Consider the following 14,604-nt stretch of genomic DNA (forward strand, 5'->3'; position numbering starts at 1 on the left):
GGCTTCCGGTGTCGCGGACCGGAACATCCACCACGCTCAACGACGAAGGGCCCGACCAATGGCGATCAGTAGGCGCGTGTTCCTGTCGAGTGCCGCCGGTGTCGTCGTAGCCGCGACTGCGGAGCTCACGCTCAGTACGGTGACGGCGCTCGCAGCTCCGTCTTCGTACTCGCCCACGTGGGCGTCCGTGGACCAGCACCCGCCGGCGCCGGAGTGGTTCCAGGACGCCAAGTTCGGGATCTACTTCCACTGGGGTGCGTTCAGCGTGCCGGCGTTCGGCAGCGAGTGGTACCCGCGGAACATGTACGTCGCCGGGAGCGCCGAGAACAGCCATCACACCGCCACCTACGGGGACCCGTCGGTGTGGCCGTACAACAACTTCCTCGACGGGGCGCGCGACAAGGCCGGCAACTGGGTGCAGTTCGCTCCCCGACTCGCCTCCCAGGGCGGGAACTTCGACCCGGACGCCTGGGCCCAGCTGTTCGTGGACGCGGGCGCCAGGTTCGCGGGGCCGGTGGCGGAGCACCACGACGGCTTCTCGATGTGGAACAGCTCGGTCAACGAGTGGAACTCGGTGCGGCGAGGGCCGAAGCTGAACCTCCTGCAGATCTTCCGCGACGCGATCCGGGGCAAGGGCCTGAAGCTGCTGGTGGCGATGCACCACGCCTACAACTTCAACGGCTACTACGACCACGTGCCCGCGCAGCCGACCACCGGCCTGAAGAAGCTCTTCGGCCAGCTCGACACCGCCACGGAGAACCAACTCTGGTACGACAAGCTCAAGGAGGTCCTGGACCTGGCCCAGCCCGACATCCTCTGGGAGGACTTCGACCTCTCCAAGGTGGACGAGGCCCAGCGGCTGAACTTCCTGTCGTACTACTACAACCAGGCCCTGAGCTGGGGCCGGGAGGTCGTGGCCACGTACAAGGACGGCTACGACAACAAGGGCGAGGTCTTCGACTACGAACGCGGCGGCCCGGCCGACATCTCCGACCCGTACTGGCTGACCGATGACAGCATCAGCAGCTCCAGTTGGTGCTACACGGTCGGCATCGGCTACTACTCCACCACGCAGATGCTCCACGCGCTGATCGACCGGGTCAGCAAGAACGGCAACATGCTGCTCAACATCGCCCCCATGGCGGACGGGACGATCCCGCAGGCCCAGAAGGACGTCCTGCTGGGCATCGGCGACCACCTCAAGCGGTTCGGCGAGTCGCTGTACGACACCCGCGCCTGGACCGTCTACGGGGAGGGGCCGACCAAGATGGGCGGCGGCTCCTTCACCACCCCCGTGGCCGGTACGAACAAGGACTTCCGGTTCACCCGCGACAAGGCCGGCACCGTCCTATACGCCACGGTCCTGGGCTGGCCCGGGAGTTCCACGACCATCGCCACCCTGGCGAGCGACCGCATCGACCTCAGTTCGCTGACGTCGGTCCAGCTGCTGGATTCGACCGCGGGCACGTACATCGGCTTACCCGCGCCGACCCAGGGCGTCGACGGCCTGCACCTCGCCCTGCCGTCGTCCTCGGCGCCGTTCGGTGCCCTCGCCTACGTGCTGAAGTTCACCTTCGCCGGGCCGATTCCCGCCCTCCGGCCCGGTGGCAGCGGCGTGGTCACCGCGTACAGCGACATCTCGTACGCGGGCACCGCGGCCGGGCTCGTGCTGGGCGGTTACACGGCCGCGCAACTGCAGAGCGCCGGCCTGGCGCCGCGGACCATCTCCTCGTTGCGAGTACCGGCCGGCTACCAGGTGATCGGCTACTCCGGCGACAACTACTCCGGGACCGCGTGGACCTTCAGCGCGGACAACGCCGACCTGCGCGACACCGGCAACAACGACGCCATCACCTCGCTGAGGGTGATCTTCAATCCGGCCGCGTACTTCCGGATCGGCAACGTCACCGACGGTCTGGCCCTCGACAGCGGCGGCAACGTCGCCTACGGCAGCAACCTCAAGCAGTGGACCTGGGACGGCAGCCCCAATCTCCAGTGGCAGGCCGTCGACCTCGGCGACGGCTACTACCGGCTGGTCAACCGCGCCAACGGCATGGTCGCCGACGGCTGGGGCGCCACCGCCAGCGGGGCACCCGCCCAACAGGCCACCTGGAACGGCGGCACCAACCAGCAGTGGCAGATCACCGACCGTGGCAACGGTCGGTACAGCATCGCCAACCGCACGACGGGACTGGTCCTGGACGGCGGCGGCCAGGTCGGCTCCGGTTCGGTCACCAAGCAGTGGACCTGGGACGGCAGCCCCAACCTGCAGTGGACCTTCACCGCCCAGTAGCCCGCCGAGCCGGGCGGTTCATGACGCGCCGCAGACCGAAGCCGCCCCTTCCCGAAGGGGCGGCTTCGGTCTGCGGCTCACCCGGTCACTGGATCGTCCAGGCAGCCCACTGTTGATGTTCCTGATCCGGCGGGGCGGGGTCGTGGTCGGGAAGCCAGTGGACGGTGCCGGTGCCGAGGGTGAGGGTGGCGCGGACGCACATCGGGCCGCCGGCCCGGCGGGAGAGCAGAACGAGTCCGTCGACGCGGGCGGTGGTGCTGCCGAGGCGGGCGGCGAGGTCGGGGGCGAGGTGCCGGGGGTCGCGGGTGCGGCCGAGGGAGAGGTGCGGGGTGAAGCGGTCGCCGCGGGTCCGGCAGTGCGGGAAGCGGGCGGAGAGGGCGCGGTGCAGGCGTACCCAGGGGCCGGTACCGGTGGCAGCGGGGTCGAGCCAGACGGTGGAGTCGTGCCGGTGGCGGAAGCTGTGGACGCCCGACAGTCGCGCCGCGAACGGCCGGATCTCGGCGGCCGCCTCGGCGAGCAGGGGTGCGGCGGCCGGGAACGCGTCCTCCGGGACGAAGCCGAAGAGCACGTTGACGTGCGGCGGCCAGCGGCGGATCTGCCGGTCGTGGACCTCGCGGACCGCCTGGATCGCGGGCCACAGTTCGGCGGGCGGGAGCCAGGCCACGGCGGTACGGGCCGTCGGCGGGAGATCGAGCACGTCGGCGCCGGTGGCGGTGGGACGGACGTCGGACGACGGGTAGCTGTCCACCTCTCCATCGTGCCCGCCCGGACGCGGCGGGCGCGATCGAGCTCGGCCAGCCGCAGGACCTGCTGGCGAGCGACCGCATCCGCAGGCCGCCCGTGGTCAGTTCACCGCCTGCGCGAGCCACGTCCGGATCGCTTCCGCCGTCGTCGCCACGTGCTCGTCGAGCATCGAGTAGTGGTCTCCCGGGACGTCGCCGGGGCGCAGGTGCAGGGTGGGGCCGGCCGTCTCCTGCGGCCGGTCCAGGAAGATGCGCACGTACGCGCCCATCGCCGCGAGCGCGGGCTCGTCCAGCCTGACCGCGGTACGGGCCGCCAGCCCGGTGAGCCGTTCCTCGTCCCTGACGGGGTGGGTGTCCAGCAGCACCACGGCCTCGGCGCCGACCCGCTCCGCGACGGCCTGTGCGACCAGGCCGCCGGTGGAGCGGCCCAGCAGCACCACCGGCCGACCGAGCCGCCTGATCGAGGCGGCGTGCGTCCGGACGAGTGCCTCCACGTCCTCCGGCACCGCGTCGCCCTCGTACCCCGGGTGCGGGAGCAGCCACAGGCCCGGCAGGTGCCGGGCCAGCAGGCGGTACTCCCCGGGAGGTGAGGTGAAGGCGGGGAAGCAGACGATCGCCGGGCCCTCGCCGTCGCTGAGCCTCTTCGGGGCCACCGACGGGAGCGTCGCCGCCGACGGCAGCGCCCACGAGGCGGAGACGAGCAGGTGCATGGCCTCCTGGTGGCGGCCCAGCCCGCACAGCTTCTGGTACAGGAAGGCGAGCGTTCCCGGGGCCGGCGGCGGGCGCAGCTGCTCGGCGATCGCCCTCGGCGTGGGGGAGTCGAACACCACGGTGGCGGGGAGGCGCAGGCCGGTGCGTGCCTCCAGCCTGTTGCGCAGCTCGATCGAGGTCAGCGAGTCGAAGCCGAGGTCGAGGACCGGGGTGTCCGGTTCCACCTCCGGGTAGCTCAGTACGGCGGCGATCTCGGTGCACACCAGTTCCAGCAGGTTCGTCGGCCGGGTCGGGTCCGGTGCGCGCCGTGGTTCCGGCCGGGGAGCGCGGTCGAAGGCGATCGGCACCAGGACCGGCTCGTCGGTGCCCAGCGCCGACTCCAGGAGCGCCACGCCCTCCGCCGGGGTGAGCGGCACCAGGCCGGGACCGGCACTCCGGTCGGCCATCATCCCGACCGTCCACGGGCCCCAGGCCAGGGAGAGCGCGGGGAGCCCCGCCCGCCGCCGGTGGCGGGCGAGTTCGTCCAGGTAGCTGTTGGCCGCCGCGTAGTTGGCCTGCCCGGCGTGGCCGAGCACGCCGGCCGCCGAGGAGAACAGCACGAAGGCGTCGAGGTCCCGGTGCGCGGTCAGCTCGTGGAGGTGCCAGGCGGCTTCGGCCTTGGGGCGCCACACGGTCGCCAGGCGTTCCGGCGTCATCGAGGCGAGTATTCCGTCGTCGAGGACCCCGGCGGTGTGCACGACGGCCCGCAGGTCCTCGATCGAGTCGACCAGTGCGGCCAGCGCCGCCCGGTCGGTGACGTCCAGACGGGTCTCACCGCTGCGGCTGGCGACGACGACGCGCACACCCTTGTCCCGCAGATGGTCGGCGACCGCCCGGCCCAGCGCGCCGCCGCCGGTGACCAGGACGGTCCCGCGCCAGGCGAAGGCGCCGCCGCCGGCCACGGGGACCAGCTCCGCGCGCTCGGCGACGGTCCGCGGCCCCTCGTCGCCGAGTTCGGCCAGGGTGAACCTGCCGGGGTGCTCCGTCTGCGCGACCCGGACCAGGCCGGCCACCGCCGCTCCGGCGAGGTCGCCCGGCCGCACCAGGACGGTCAGGTGCTCGTGATCGGCCTGCAACTCCCGCAGCGCGAGTGCCAGGGCGGCGGGCGCGTCCCCGGCCGGCACCTCCAGCAGCTTCCCCCGCGGGGGTCCCGGAACCCGCTGCCACCGCGGGCGGAACAGGGTGCCCCGGCCGGTTCCGGTCGTACGCGCGGTGAGCGACTCGACGTACGCCACCGGTCGGCCCGTCCGGTCGGTCACGTCGATCCGCCCCGCCCGGATGCGCACGCGCAGGGCCGTGGCGCCCCGGGCCAGCAGGTGCACGCCGCGCAGGACGAACGGCACCCCGCCGGTGAGCAGCCGGGCCGGGTGCAGGGCCGCGTCGAACAGGGCGGGGTGCAGGGCGAACCGTCCGGCGTCGGGGAACTCCCCGCGCACCTCGCCGAAGAGTTCGTCGCCGCGCCGCCACATCCGGCTCAGCCCGCGGAACGCCGGACCGTAGTCGGCGTGCTCGACGTCGAGTTCCTCGGCGCCCGGCGGGGGCCACTCGCCGATCTCCACCTGCGGGGCCGGCCCGGAGCCGAGTCGGCCGCTCGCGCAGCGGACCCCGTTCGCGTAGACCTCGAACGGCCGTGCGCCGTCGGGCTCCCCGGGGCGGACGACGACCTCCGCCCGCCGGGTCCGGGGCAGGGGCATCGCGGTGTGCAGGACCAGTTCCTCGACGCTGCTGCACCCGGCCCGCTCCCCGGCGTACAGCACCAGTTCCAGGATCGCCGTGGCGGGCACCAGCGCGGTTGCGTCGACGACGTGGTCGAGCAGCCAGGCGGGGCTGAGGTCGGCGACGCACACCACCTCGCCCGAGCCGGGCACGACGACGGTCGACTCGATCAGCGGATGCTCGGCGCCCCGGTCGAGCCAGTAGCGCCGACGCCGGAAGCCGCGGGTGCCCCGCAGCCGGGCCGCCGCCCGCTCGGGGTCGGTGGTGGGGACGACACCTTCGACGAGGGCGCCCAGGGTGTTGCCCGGGCCGAGTTCGACCAGGGTGGCGCCGTCGACCGCGGCCACGTGGTCGGCGAAGCGGACCGTCTCGCGCAGGTGTCGCACCCAGTGGTCCGGATCGTCCGGGCGGGCGCCGATGACCGGGATCGCCGGCGGACGGTACGTCAGGCTCTGCGCCACCTGGGTGAACTCCTCCAGCACGGGGTCCATCAGCGGGGAGTGGAAGGCGTGGCTGACGGTGAGCCGGGTGGCGTGCTCGAAACCGGCGGCGATGGCGAGGACTTCCTCCTCCGGCCCGGAGACGACGACCGAGTCCGGGCCGTTGACGGCCGCGATCGCGGTGCGGGGGGTGAGCCGGACCTCGCTCTCGGCGGCCCGGAGGGCGACCATGGCCCCGCCCGGCGGCAGCCGCCGCATGAGCCGGCCGCGGGCGGTGACGAGCCGCGCGGCGTCGGGCAGCGACAGGACGCCCGCGACGTGGGCAGCCGCGATCTGCCCGACGGAGTGCCCGATCAGCGCGTCCGGGCGGTACCCCCAGGACTCCAACAGGCGGAACATGGCGACCTCGTAGGCGAACAGGGCCGCCTGGGCGAAGTCGGTGCGGTGCACCAGCTCGGTGTCGACCGCCTCCCGCACCGCCGGGTCCAGGTGGGCGCAGGCCTCCTCGAAGGCCGCGGCGAACACCGGGTGCCGGGCGGCCAACTCCCGCCCCATCCCGGGCCGTTGCGCCCCCTGCCCCGGGAAGAGGTACGCCGTCCGCAGCTGCTCGTACTCCTCGACGATCACGTGCGCGTTGGTCCCGGAGATCCCGAACGCGGACACCGCGCCACGGCGCGGACGCTCCCGCGCCGGCCAGGGCGTCGGCTCGGTGACCAGGCGGACCCGGCCGGCCGTCCAGTCGACCTCGCGGGAGGGCTCCTCGATGTGCAGGGTGGCGGGCACCGTGCGGTGTCGCATCGCCATCACGGTCTTGATCACCCCGGCGACCCCGGCGGCCGCCTGGGTGTGCCCGAGGTTGGACTTGACGGTGCCGACCAGGACCGGAGCCGGCCGGTCCTGGCCGTAGGTGGCGAGCAACGCGGCCGCCTCGACCGGGTCGCCCAGGGCGGTGCCGGTGCCGTGGGCCTCGACCACGTCCACGTCGGCGCCGGTCAGTCCGGCGTCGGCCAGCGCCTGCTGGATCACCGCGGCCTGGGCGGGGCCGCTGGGCGCCGTGAGGCCGTTGGAGGCCCCGTCCTGGTTGACCGCCGAGCCGCGCAGCAGGGCCAGGATCGGGTGGCCGTTGCGCACCGCGTCCTCGACCCGCTCCAGGAGCAGCAGTCCCACCCCCTCCGACCAGACGGTGCCGTCGGCGGCCGCGGAGAACGGCTTCACCCGTCCGTCGGGGGCGAGGCCGCGCTGTCGGCTGAACGCGACGAAGCTGTCCGGGCTCGCCATGACCGTGGCACCTCCGGCCAGGGCCAGGTCGCACTGCCCGCTGCGCAACGAGTCCGCCGCGAGGTGCATGGTCACCAGCGAGGAGGAACAGGCGGTGTCCAGGGTGAGGGCCGGCCCGTGCAGGCCCAGGCCGTAGGCGATCCGCCCGGAGGCCACGCTGCCCGCCGAACCCAGGGCGATCTGGGGCAGGAGCTCGTGGTCGGTGCCCCGGAACCGGCCGGCGTAGTCGTTGTACATCAGGCCCACGAACACACCGGTGTTGCTGCCGCGCAGCGACTCGGGGGCGATGCCCGCCCGTTCGACCGCCTCCCAGGCCGTCTCCAGCAGCAGCCGGTGCTGGGGGTCGGTGGCCAGCGCCTCCCGCGGTGACATGCGGAAGAACGCCGCGTCGAAGTCGGCCGCGTCGGCGAGGAAGCCCCCGCGCGTCACGTAGCTGGTGCCGACGTGGTCGGGGTCGGGGTGGAACAGCTCGTCGAGGGGCCAGCCCCGGTCCGTGGGGAAGTCCGTGATGGTGTCCTGGCCGGCGGCGACCACCCGCCACAGGTCCTCGGGGCCGGCGATCCCACCGGGGTAGCGACAGGCCATGCCGACGATCGCGACCGGCTCGGTGGCCCTGCGGGCGGGCGTCGGCCCGCCGTCGGCCCCGCCGGTCAGATGGTCCGCCATCGCGCGGGGCGTGGGGTGGTCGAACACCAGGGACGGGCGCAGCGCGACCCCGAGTTCTGTGCCCAGCCGGTCCCGCAGCCGTACGGTGCCCAGCGAGTCCAGACCGGCCTCGGCGAACGGCTGGTCCGGCTCCGGTGCCCGGCCGGTGATCCCCTCGGTCTCCCGGCGGACCAGGTCCAGCACGTACTGGAACCGCAGCCGCCGCCGGGCCGGCTTGCCCGAGGAAGTCTGCGGGATCCGGCTGACCGGGCGGATCGCCTCCGGTACCCGGTGCGGTGGCAGCTGCCGACGGCAGAAGGCCAGGACCGCCGCCGGATCCGCCTCGCCGACGACGTAGCCGACCGGCACCTCACCGAGCACCGCGTCGGCTTCCCCCGCCACGGCCGCGTCCCGGACGTCCGGGCAGCGGGCCAGCACCCGCTCGATCTCGGCGGGGTGGATGTTCTCCCCTCCCCGGATGATGATCTCGCTCACCCGCCCCGTCACCATCAGCCGGCCGTTCTCCTCCCGGCCGAGGTCCCCGGTGGCCTGCCAGCCGACGGCGCCGGGCAGCCGCAGCTGGATCTCACCGTCGACGAACCGGGTTTCGATCCCGGGCAGCACGACGCCGTCGACGGCGACCTTCCCGGAGGCCTCCGTGCTGCCGTAGCCGTCGTGCAGCTCGCGGCCGGACACCCGGCGGAACCGGTCCCGCAACTGCTCCGGCAGCGGGGCGCCGGCCGACAGGCAACTGGGCGGCAGCGGGGCCCCGGCGTCCAGGAGCTGGGTGAAGACCGTCGGCACGCCGCCCAGTGCCGTGAACGGCGTCCGGCGGAGCAGCTCGGCTGCCGCCTCCGGCGTGAAGCGGTCCATCACGTAGGCGCTCGCGCCCAGGGCCACCACGCCCACCACGCACATCGAGTGCCCGAAGGCATGGAACAGCGGCAGCGGCCACAGCAGGTGGTCCTCGGCGGACATGCCCAGCAGTCCCCGGTAGGCGTGGTCGGCCGACCGGAGCCAGGCCGCCTGCGTCGACAGCACGCCCTTCGGGTCCCCGCTGGTCCCCGAGGTGTAGTGCAGCCAGGCGGGCTCGTCCGGTTCGAGGTCGTCCCGGGGCGGCGTACGGGTGGGGGTGAGCAGGTCGTCCACGGTCACCACCCGGACACCGGACACCTGTCGGGCCCGCGCCAGGTCGGCGCGGTCGGTGATCACCAGGTCGGCGCCGGCGTCGGCCAGGCGGAACCGGAGGTCGTCGTCGCCGATCCGCGGGTCGAGCGGAACGCCGACCGCGGCGGCACGGGCGACGCCGAGGGTCGCGGTGATCGCGGGCACCCCGCCGGCCAGGTACAGCGCAACCCGGCTGCCGCGCTCGACCCGGAGGTTGCCGGCCACCAGGGCCGTGCGGCGGGCGAGGTCGCCGTAGCTCAGCGCACCGCGGGCGTCGACGAAGGCGGTCTTGTCCGGGTGCTCCGATGCGTGACGGAGGATCAGCTCGTGCATCTGGCACCCCTGCATTCCGCGGCGTGGTGAACGGGTTGTCGCAACGGTCACTCGCGGCGTGATCATTCGTCAAATCCGGTGGGGGCAGGTGGAAAATCCCGACCAGGGAGCCGAGGTGTGACGGAGCGTGAAGCGCTCGGACCACAGCGGCTCTATGGGCGCCGGAGAGCCGGGGCCGAGTTCTGGTCCCCCGAAGCCGCCCGCGCGGGGTTCACGGACATGCGCGCATGCGGAAACCGCATCCTGTCAACAGTGAATCGCGAAACGATGCCGGCTTCAGCCCGCGGTGTACGTCGCGACGTCACTTCCACACCGATTGTTCGCGGGCCGGACTTTCATGCGCTATCGGCGTCAGCCGATTCCCGCGTACGAGTGCTTCCCGGTGACGAAGATGTTGATGCCGTAGTAGTTGAAGAGCATGCAGGCGAATGCGACCAGGGCCACGTAGGCGGCCTTGCGGCCACGCCAGCCGGCGGTCGCCCGGGCGTGCAGGTAGGCCGCGTACGCGACCCAGGTCACGAAGGACCAGGTCTCCTTCGGGTCCCACTCCCAGTACTTGCCCCAGGCCGCCTCGGCCCAGATGGCACCCGCGATGACGGTGAACGTGTACAGCGGGAACACGATGGCGTTCACCCGGTACGAGAAGCGGTCGAGCGTCGTCGCCGCGGGAAGCCGCTCCCAGACCGAGGCGGGGATGCGCAGCGGGCCCGTCGTGAGGCCGAGGGCACGCTGCCTCTCGTACACGTCCTTGCCGAGGTACATCAGGGTCGCGGCGAACGCCGTGTAGAAGGCGCCCACGCAGGCCGTCGCGGCGGTGACGTGAATGCCCAGCCAGTACGAGTGCAGAGCGGGCACCAACTGGTCGGCCCCGGTGTAGAGCACCGTCACCGCGAGGCCGAGCGTGAGCACGGCACCGACGGTGACGGGCACGCCCAGCCAGCGCACCTGGACCTTGGCCGCCAGCAGGCCCAGGTAGACCAGGACCATGGCGAGCGCGAAGGCGCAGGAGAACTCGTACATGTTGCCCCAGGGCCAGCGCATCGCCGAGAGCCCCCGGGTGGTGACCCCTCCGACGTGGAGCAGCGCCCCGAGCGTGGTGAGCGAAATCGCGATCCGCCCCGCCAGGTCCGCCTTCGGGCTGCTCCCCGCGGCGCCGGGCCCGTCGGGCTGGGGCTCCGCGCCTCGGGCCGAGGTCACCACGGTGGCCCCCTCGCCCGCCACCACGGTGCGGGTGAGCGTGGTGGTCCGGCCGTCCCCCGACGCGACGGTGACCGTGGCCTGCCGGATGCTCTTCCCGGCATGGGCGGCCACCGTCTCGGCCAGGCTCGTCTGCTCGATGGAGCGCCGGGCCACCGTGCCACGGCTTCCGAACGTCCATTCGAAGAGATGGGCGAACATCGCCAGGACGTACACCGACATGGCCGAGTAGATGAGCTTGTTGGACATGCCAGCCAGTTGGAGGTCGACGACCGAGGCGAGCTTCACCACGAACTCCTTCGAAGTCAGGCTTCGAGCGGACACTGACCAGCCACACTCTACGGCGAGTGATCCGCAGCCGACTCCGCGGGCCCTGCCGCCGACTGGCCGTCACATGGACTGACGACGCCGACCCCCACCTCCGCGCCGGAGGGTCCGGGCGTACTTCTACGATGGAAAGGCCTGGGTGCATACCCAGGCCGACGAGTGATCGGCGCGGTAGCCGGGCAGCGCTGAGCCCCCGCGCGGCCTGATGAGGTCCCAGGCGGGGCCCGGTGGCGTCAGGCGGCCGCCGTGAGGAGGGCGTCCGTGTGGGTGACGGTGACGCCGAGGCGGTGGAAGGCGTCGAGAGCGGCGGTGTGGCCGGAGGTGGAGAGGGCGGTGACGGCGTCCTCGACGACGGTGGTGGGGTAGCCGAGGGTCACGGCGGTGCGGACGGTTTCGCCGACTCCGTACTCGGTGGCGATGCCGGCGATGACGAGGCCCGTGGCGCCGAGGCGGTCGAGGCGGTCGGCGAGGTCGGTGCCGGCGAAGGCGTCGATGCCGTACTTCGTGACGACCTCGTTGCCGGGGCGGGCAGCGACCTCGGGGGCGAAGCGGTTGAAGGGGGAGTCGGGGCCGCCGTCGCTGCCGTCCACGCGGGCGTAGCGGACCAGGACCACGGGCAGGCCGGCGGTCTCGAAGGCGGTTTTCAGCCGGGCGGCGGAGCGGACCACGGCGGGGCCGGTCAGCGGGGCGGCCGGGCGGCTGACGATCCACTGCTGGAGGTCCACCAGCACCAGGACGGTGCCGGGGGTGAGGGCGGCGGGAGTGTGGGACATCGGGTTCCTCGTGGTCAACGGTGGCTGGTCGCTCGGTCACTGGGCGGCGACGAGCGGGGCGCTCCAGGTGAAGCCGGCTCCGGCGCTCAGCAGGGTGGCGGTGCGGCCGAGCCGGGGGAGCAGCAGGTGGCTGAGGGGTTCTTGGATGTGTCCGGAACCTGAGACGGCTGACGTGCGGTCGACGTACGGCCGGAGACGGACGTGGGGGCGGGCGGGCACGGGGGTGGAAATGAGAAAGGCAGCCCCCTCGGCGCCCCGGGTGGTGATCAGGCGTCCAGGGGGCGGCCTTCCGCCCGCTCTCGTGCTGGTGTCGCGCTGGTCAGTCGGTCTTGCGCAGCGCCGCCGCCGAGCGCTCCAGCAGCTCGCGCAGCTGGGCCTGCTCGGTGTCGTCGAAGGCGTCGGCGAGCCGCTGCTCGACGCCGCGGGCCAGTGTGTCGGCCTTCTTCGCCAGTGCGCGGCCGGTCCGGGTGAGCTTGGCCACGAGGACCTTCTGATGCACGCTCGAGGTCTCACGGGTGATGAGGCCCTTGTTCTCGAGGTTGGTCAGGATCGTCGTCATGGTCTGCGGCGTGACCATGCACTCCCGGGCCAGCTGGGCCCCGGACATCCCGGACGACTGCTGGAGCACGAGGAGGGTCACGTACTGCGGCACCGTCAGGTCGACGGTGCGCAACACCCGGCTCTTCTCGCCGATCAGCGCCTGCTCCGCCCGCTTGATGGCATGGCCCAAACGGTCGTGGAAGTCGAGCGGCGCTGAGGTCTGTCGGTTGGAACTGTTTTCGGTCACGGTGATCGCATCCCTGACTGCCCCCCTGCGGATTATTCGGACTTTAAGGTACATCAGTGGGCTGATCAGTCGCTAGGTACGAACTGTTTCGAGCCAACCGGCTCCCTCGCCCTGTGCGGCGAGTGTCCGCCCCTGCTCGGCCACTGGCGCGGGAAGACGTGCGAATGGGCCGAGGAGACCTGCCGCCGGACCAGCCCGCGCCGTTCTGCTCGATGTGGATCCGGCGGGTGCTGCCGGGGATCGGCACTACGTGCTCGCCCTGGGCCGGCGTCCAGGTCAGGGGTATCCGATGTCGATGGTGTCGATGAGATTGATGAGAAGCAAGAGCTCTGTTTGATATAAGTGTTCTTACTCATGGCAGGGGACGCTATGGGTTCGGCGCGGCGGGCGTCAAGGCGGTCCGGTGACCGCACGCGCCGAGCGCGAGGGCTGGAGCCGGCTGCTCGGCCTCGGCGCGTCGCGGCTCCGACGACCGACCATCCCGCCCTCGCTCCCGCCCGGGTACCCCGGCCCGTTCGGGGCGCGCCCGCCGGCCCTGGACCTGCTGGCCCCGCTCGGCCGCCACGTGGTCTACGGCAACGCCTCACAGCAGGACCACACCTACGAGGCCAACCAGATGTGGTACGCGGCCAAGACGGTGGCCGGCTACAACATCGGCGGCCTGGCCGACCAGCAGCCGGACCTGGTCCACGGCCACCTGGTGGAGGCCGCCCGTCAGCTCGCCACCGGCGCCGTCCGGATCGATACCACCGAACTCGCCCTGGAGGACGCCGTGAAGGCCCACGAGATCCTGGAGCGCCGTGACTCCACCGGCAAGTTCGTCCTGCGCGTCAAGGCCTGACGCCTCCCAGCGCAACGTTTGACGCTCCGTCACCTTCGGGCGTGACGAGTGCCGTTGCCGCACCGGTGTCGATATGACCGGGATCACAGCCGATCGCTGTGCCATCCGACTGGGTTGCTTCGTACTTACTCATGAGTTGGTTGACGTGATCGGGATGAACATGATGACCTTGGTCTGCACCACGAACCGAGCAAGTCCCGGGTAGTACGACCAGGGACGATCAGCGAACCAGCACCGCAGCAAGCGCGATTCGACTTGAGCCAAACGGGGGGCACCAGTGACGCATGACCGCCAGGAGACTTCGACCGGCGTGGTGGTGCCGGATCATGTCTACGGATTCCCCGGCGTGGGATTCGGCGGCTATGCGGCGGGCATTCTCTCCCGGCAGTTCCCGGGCGCGTCGGTCAAGGTGAGTTTCCGGCGGCCGGTGCCGCTCGGTTCCCCGGTGGAGCTGCGTGCGACCGAGGCTGGCGGCTACGAACTCGCCGACAGTGGCGGCACGTTGCTCTTTGTCGAGGTGTGCGAGCCGGTCGCGCCGCCGCCCTCCGTGCCGTCCTGGGACGACGTGGTGGCGGCCGAGAAGGAGCACCCCCTCACCGACTCCCCGTTCTATCGCGGGGACTGCTACGGCTGCGGCGGCGACCGGGCACCCGGGCTTGGGCTGCGGCAGACCTTCGCGCTGCTGCCCGAGCAGTCGCTGGTGGCCGCCACCTGGACGCCGGACCGGGAACTCACCCAGGGCGGCGGCGAGTTGGCCGCCGAGGACATCTGGGGCGCACTCGACTGCCCGGGCGGCTGGGCCTGCCGGCTGTTCAACGACGCCCCGCACGAGACCGTGACCGCCTACCTGGCGACCACCGTCGCCAAGGCGGTCGTGCCGGGGGAGGACCACATCACCTTCGGCTGGGCCACCTCCGTATCGGGCCGCAAGCACCTGGTGGGCAGCGCGATCGCCACCCGGGACGGCGAACTGTGCGCGTACTCCACGGCGTTGTGGCTCACCCTGCCGCAGGCGGCCTGACCGCGTAGGGCCGGCACCGGAACGGAGCCGTGCGGCCGCACCGGGCCGTACGGCGAACTCCGGTGCCCGGCGGGGGTGGTGGGGTGATCAACCGCGCCCGCCCCGCGATCCCCGACATTCCCGACGACGCTCCCCGAGGGGTGCGAACGCCTGCGCCGGCCCGTCGCCGGCGCCGTTCGGCGCGCGACGACGCGCCACCCAACCCGGACGACCGGCCCACCGAGGGCCCGGCCGCGCCGCGTGCTGTCCGGGCGCCCGACGGCCGTACCCGCGACCGCACCCACCGACGACCA

At 72.5% G+C, this 14,604-nt stretch carries 9 protein-coding genes; 3 read left to right on the forward strand and 6 right to left on the reverse strand.

The genetic code is table 11. The annotated features are described in order from the left end of the window. Positions 1–58 precede the first annotated feature (58 nt). The gene (locus tag ACIG5E_RS00145) at positions 59–2,293 is read left to right on the forward strand and encodes an alpha-L-fucosidase (protein WP_396530475.1); all 2,235 of its coding nucleotides are present in this window, start codon (positions 59–61) and stop codon (positions 2,291–2,293) included. 85 nt (positions 2,294–2,378) lie between these two features. Here the strand turns inward: ACIG5E_RS00145 and ACIG5E_RS00150 are convergent, their stop codons facing one another. From ACIG5E_RS00150 to ACIG5E_RS00175, 6 genes are all read right to left on the reverse strand, one after another. Then, entirely contained in the window at positions 2,379–3,041 is a 663-nt protein-coding gene (locus ACIG5E_RS00150; protein WP_396530476.1) for a 2'-5' RNA ligase family protein, read from the reverse strand. Between the two features lie 96 nt (positions 3,042–3,137). Continuing rightward, complete coding sequence (locus tag ACIG5E_RS00155) at positions 3,138–9,365, reverse strand: beta-ketoacyl synthase N-terminal-like domain-containing protein (protein WP_396530478.1); 6,228 nt, start codon at positions 9,363–9,365, stop codon at positions 3,138–3,140. A 351-nt stretch (positions 9,366–9,716) separates the two neighbouring features. Then, positions 9,717–10,850: a c-type cytochrome biogenesis protein CcsB gene (ccsB, locus tag ACIG5E_RS00160; protein WP_396530479.1), complete on the reverse strand. Its 1,134-nt coding sequence runs from the start codon at positions 10,848–10,850 to the stop codon at positions 9,717–9,719. A gap of 272 nt (positions 10,851–11,122) precedes the next feature. Next, positions 11,123–11,662 (reverse strand): cysteine hydrolase family protein, encoded by a 540-nt coding sequence (locus tag ACIG5E_RS00165; protein WP_396530480.1) that lies wholly within the window; start codon positions 11,660–11,662, stop codon positions 11,123–11,125. A 36-nt stretch (positions 11,663–11,698) separates the two neighbouring features. After that, positions 11,699–11,881: a hypothetical protein gene (locus tag ACIG5E_RS00170; RefSeq protein ID WP_396530481.1), complete on the reverse strand. Its 183-nt coding sequence runs from the start codon at positions 11,879–11,881 to the stop codon at positions 11,699–11,701. 100 nt (positions 11,882–11,981) lie between these two features. Then, positions 11,982–12,449: a MarR family winged helix-turn-helix transcriptional regulator gene (locus ACIG5E_RS00175; RefSeq protein WP_396530482.1), complete on the reverse strand. Its 468-nt coding sequence runs from the start codon at positions 12,447–12,449 to the stop codon at positions 11,982–11,984. 403 nt (positions 12,450–12,852) lie between these two features. On the opposite strand from ACIG5E_RS00175, the gene ACIG5E_RS00180 reads away from it, so the two are divergent. Further along, the gene (locus ACIG5E_RS00180) at positions 12,853–13,290 is read left to right on the forward strand and encodes a zinc-binding dehydrogenase (RefSeq protein ID WP_396530483.1); all 438 of its coding nucleotides are present in this window, start codon (positions 12,853–12,855) and stop codon (positions 13,288–13,290) included. Between the two features lie 277 nt (positions 13,291–13,567). Further along, positions 13,568–14,311, forward strand: coding sequence for a hypothetical protein (locus ACIG5E_RS00185; RefSeq protein ID WP_396530484.1), 744 nt, complete (start codon positions 13,568–13,570; stop codon positions 14,309–14,311). Positions 14,312–14,604 lie beyond the last annotated feature (293 nt).

The organism is Kitasatospora sp. NPDC053057 (assembly GCF_044546945.1).
Classification (GTDB): domain Bacteria; phylum Actinomycetota; class Actinomycetes; order Streptomycetales; family Streptomycetaceae; genus Kitasatospora.

What these genes read in the sequence shown, in the direction of transcription:
- ACIG5E_RS00145 (WP_396530475.1), top strand. Translation starts at nt 59, where the DNA reads ATGGCGATCAGTAGGCGCGTGTTCCTGTCGAGTGCCGCCGGTGTCGTC.
- ACIG5E_RS00155 (WP_396530478.1), bottom strand. Translation starts at nt 9,365, where the DNA reads ATGCACGAGCTGATCCTCCGTCACGCATCGGAGCACCCGGACAAGACC.
- ACIG5E_RS00165 (WP_396530480.1), bottom strand. Translation starts at nt 11,662, where the DNA reads ATGTCCCACACTCCCGCCGCCCTCACCCCCGGCACCGTCCTGGTGCTG.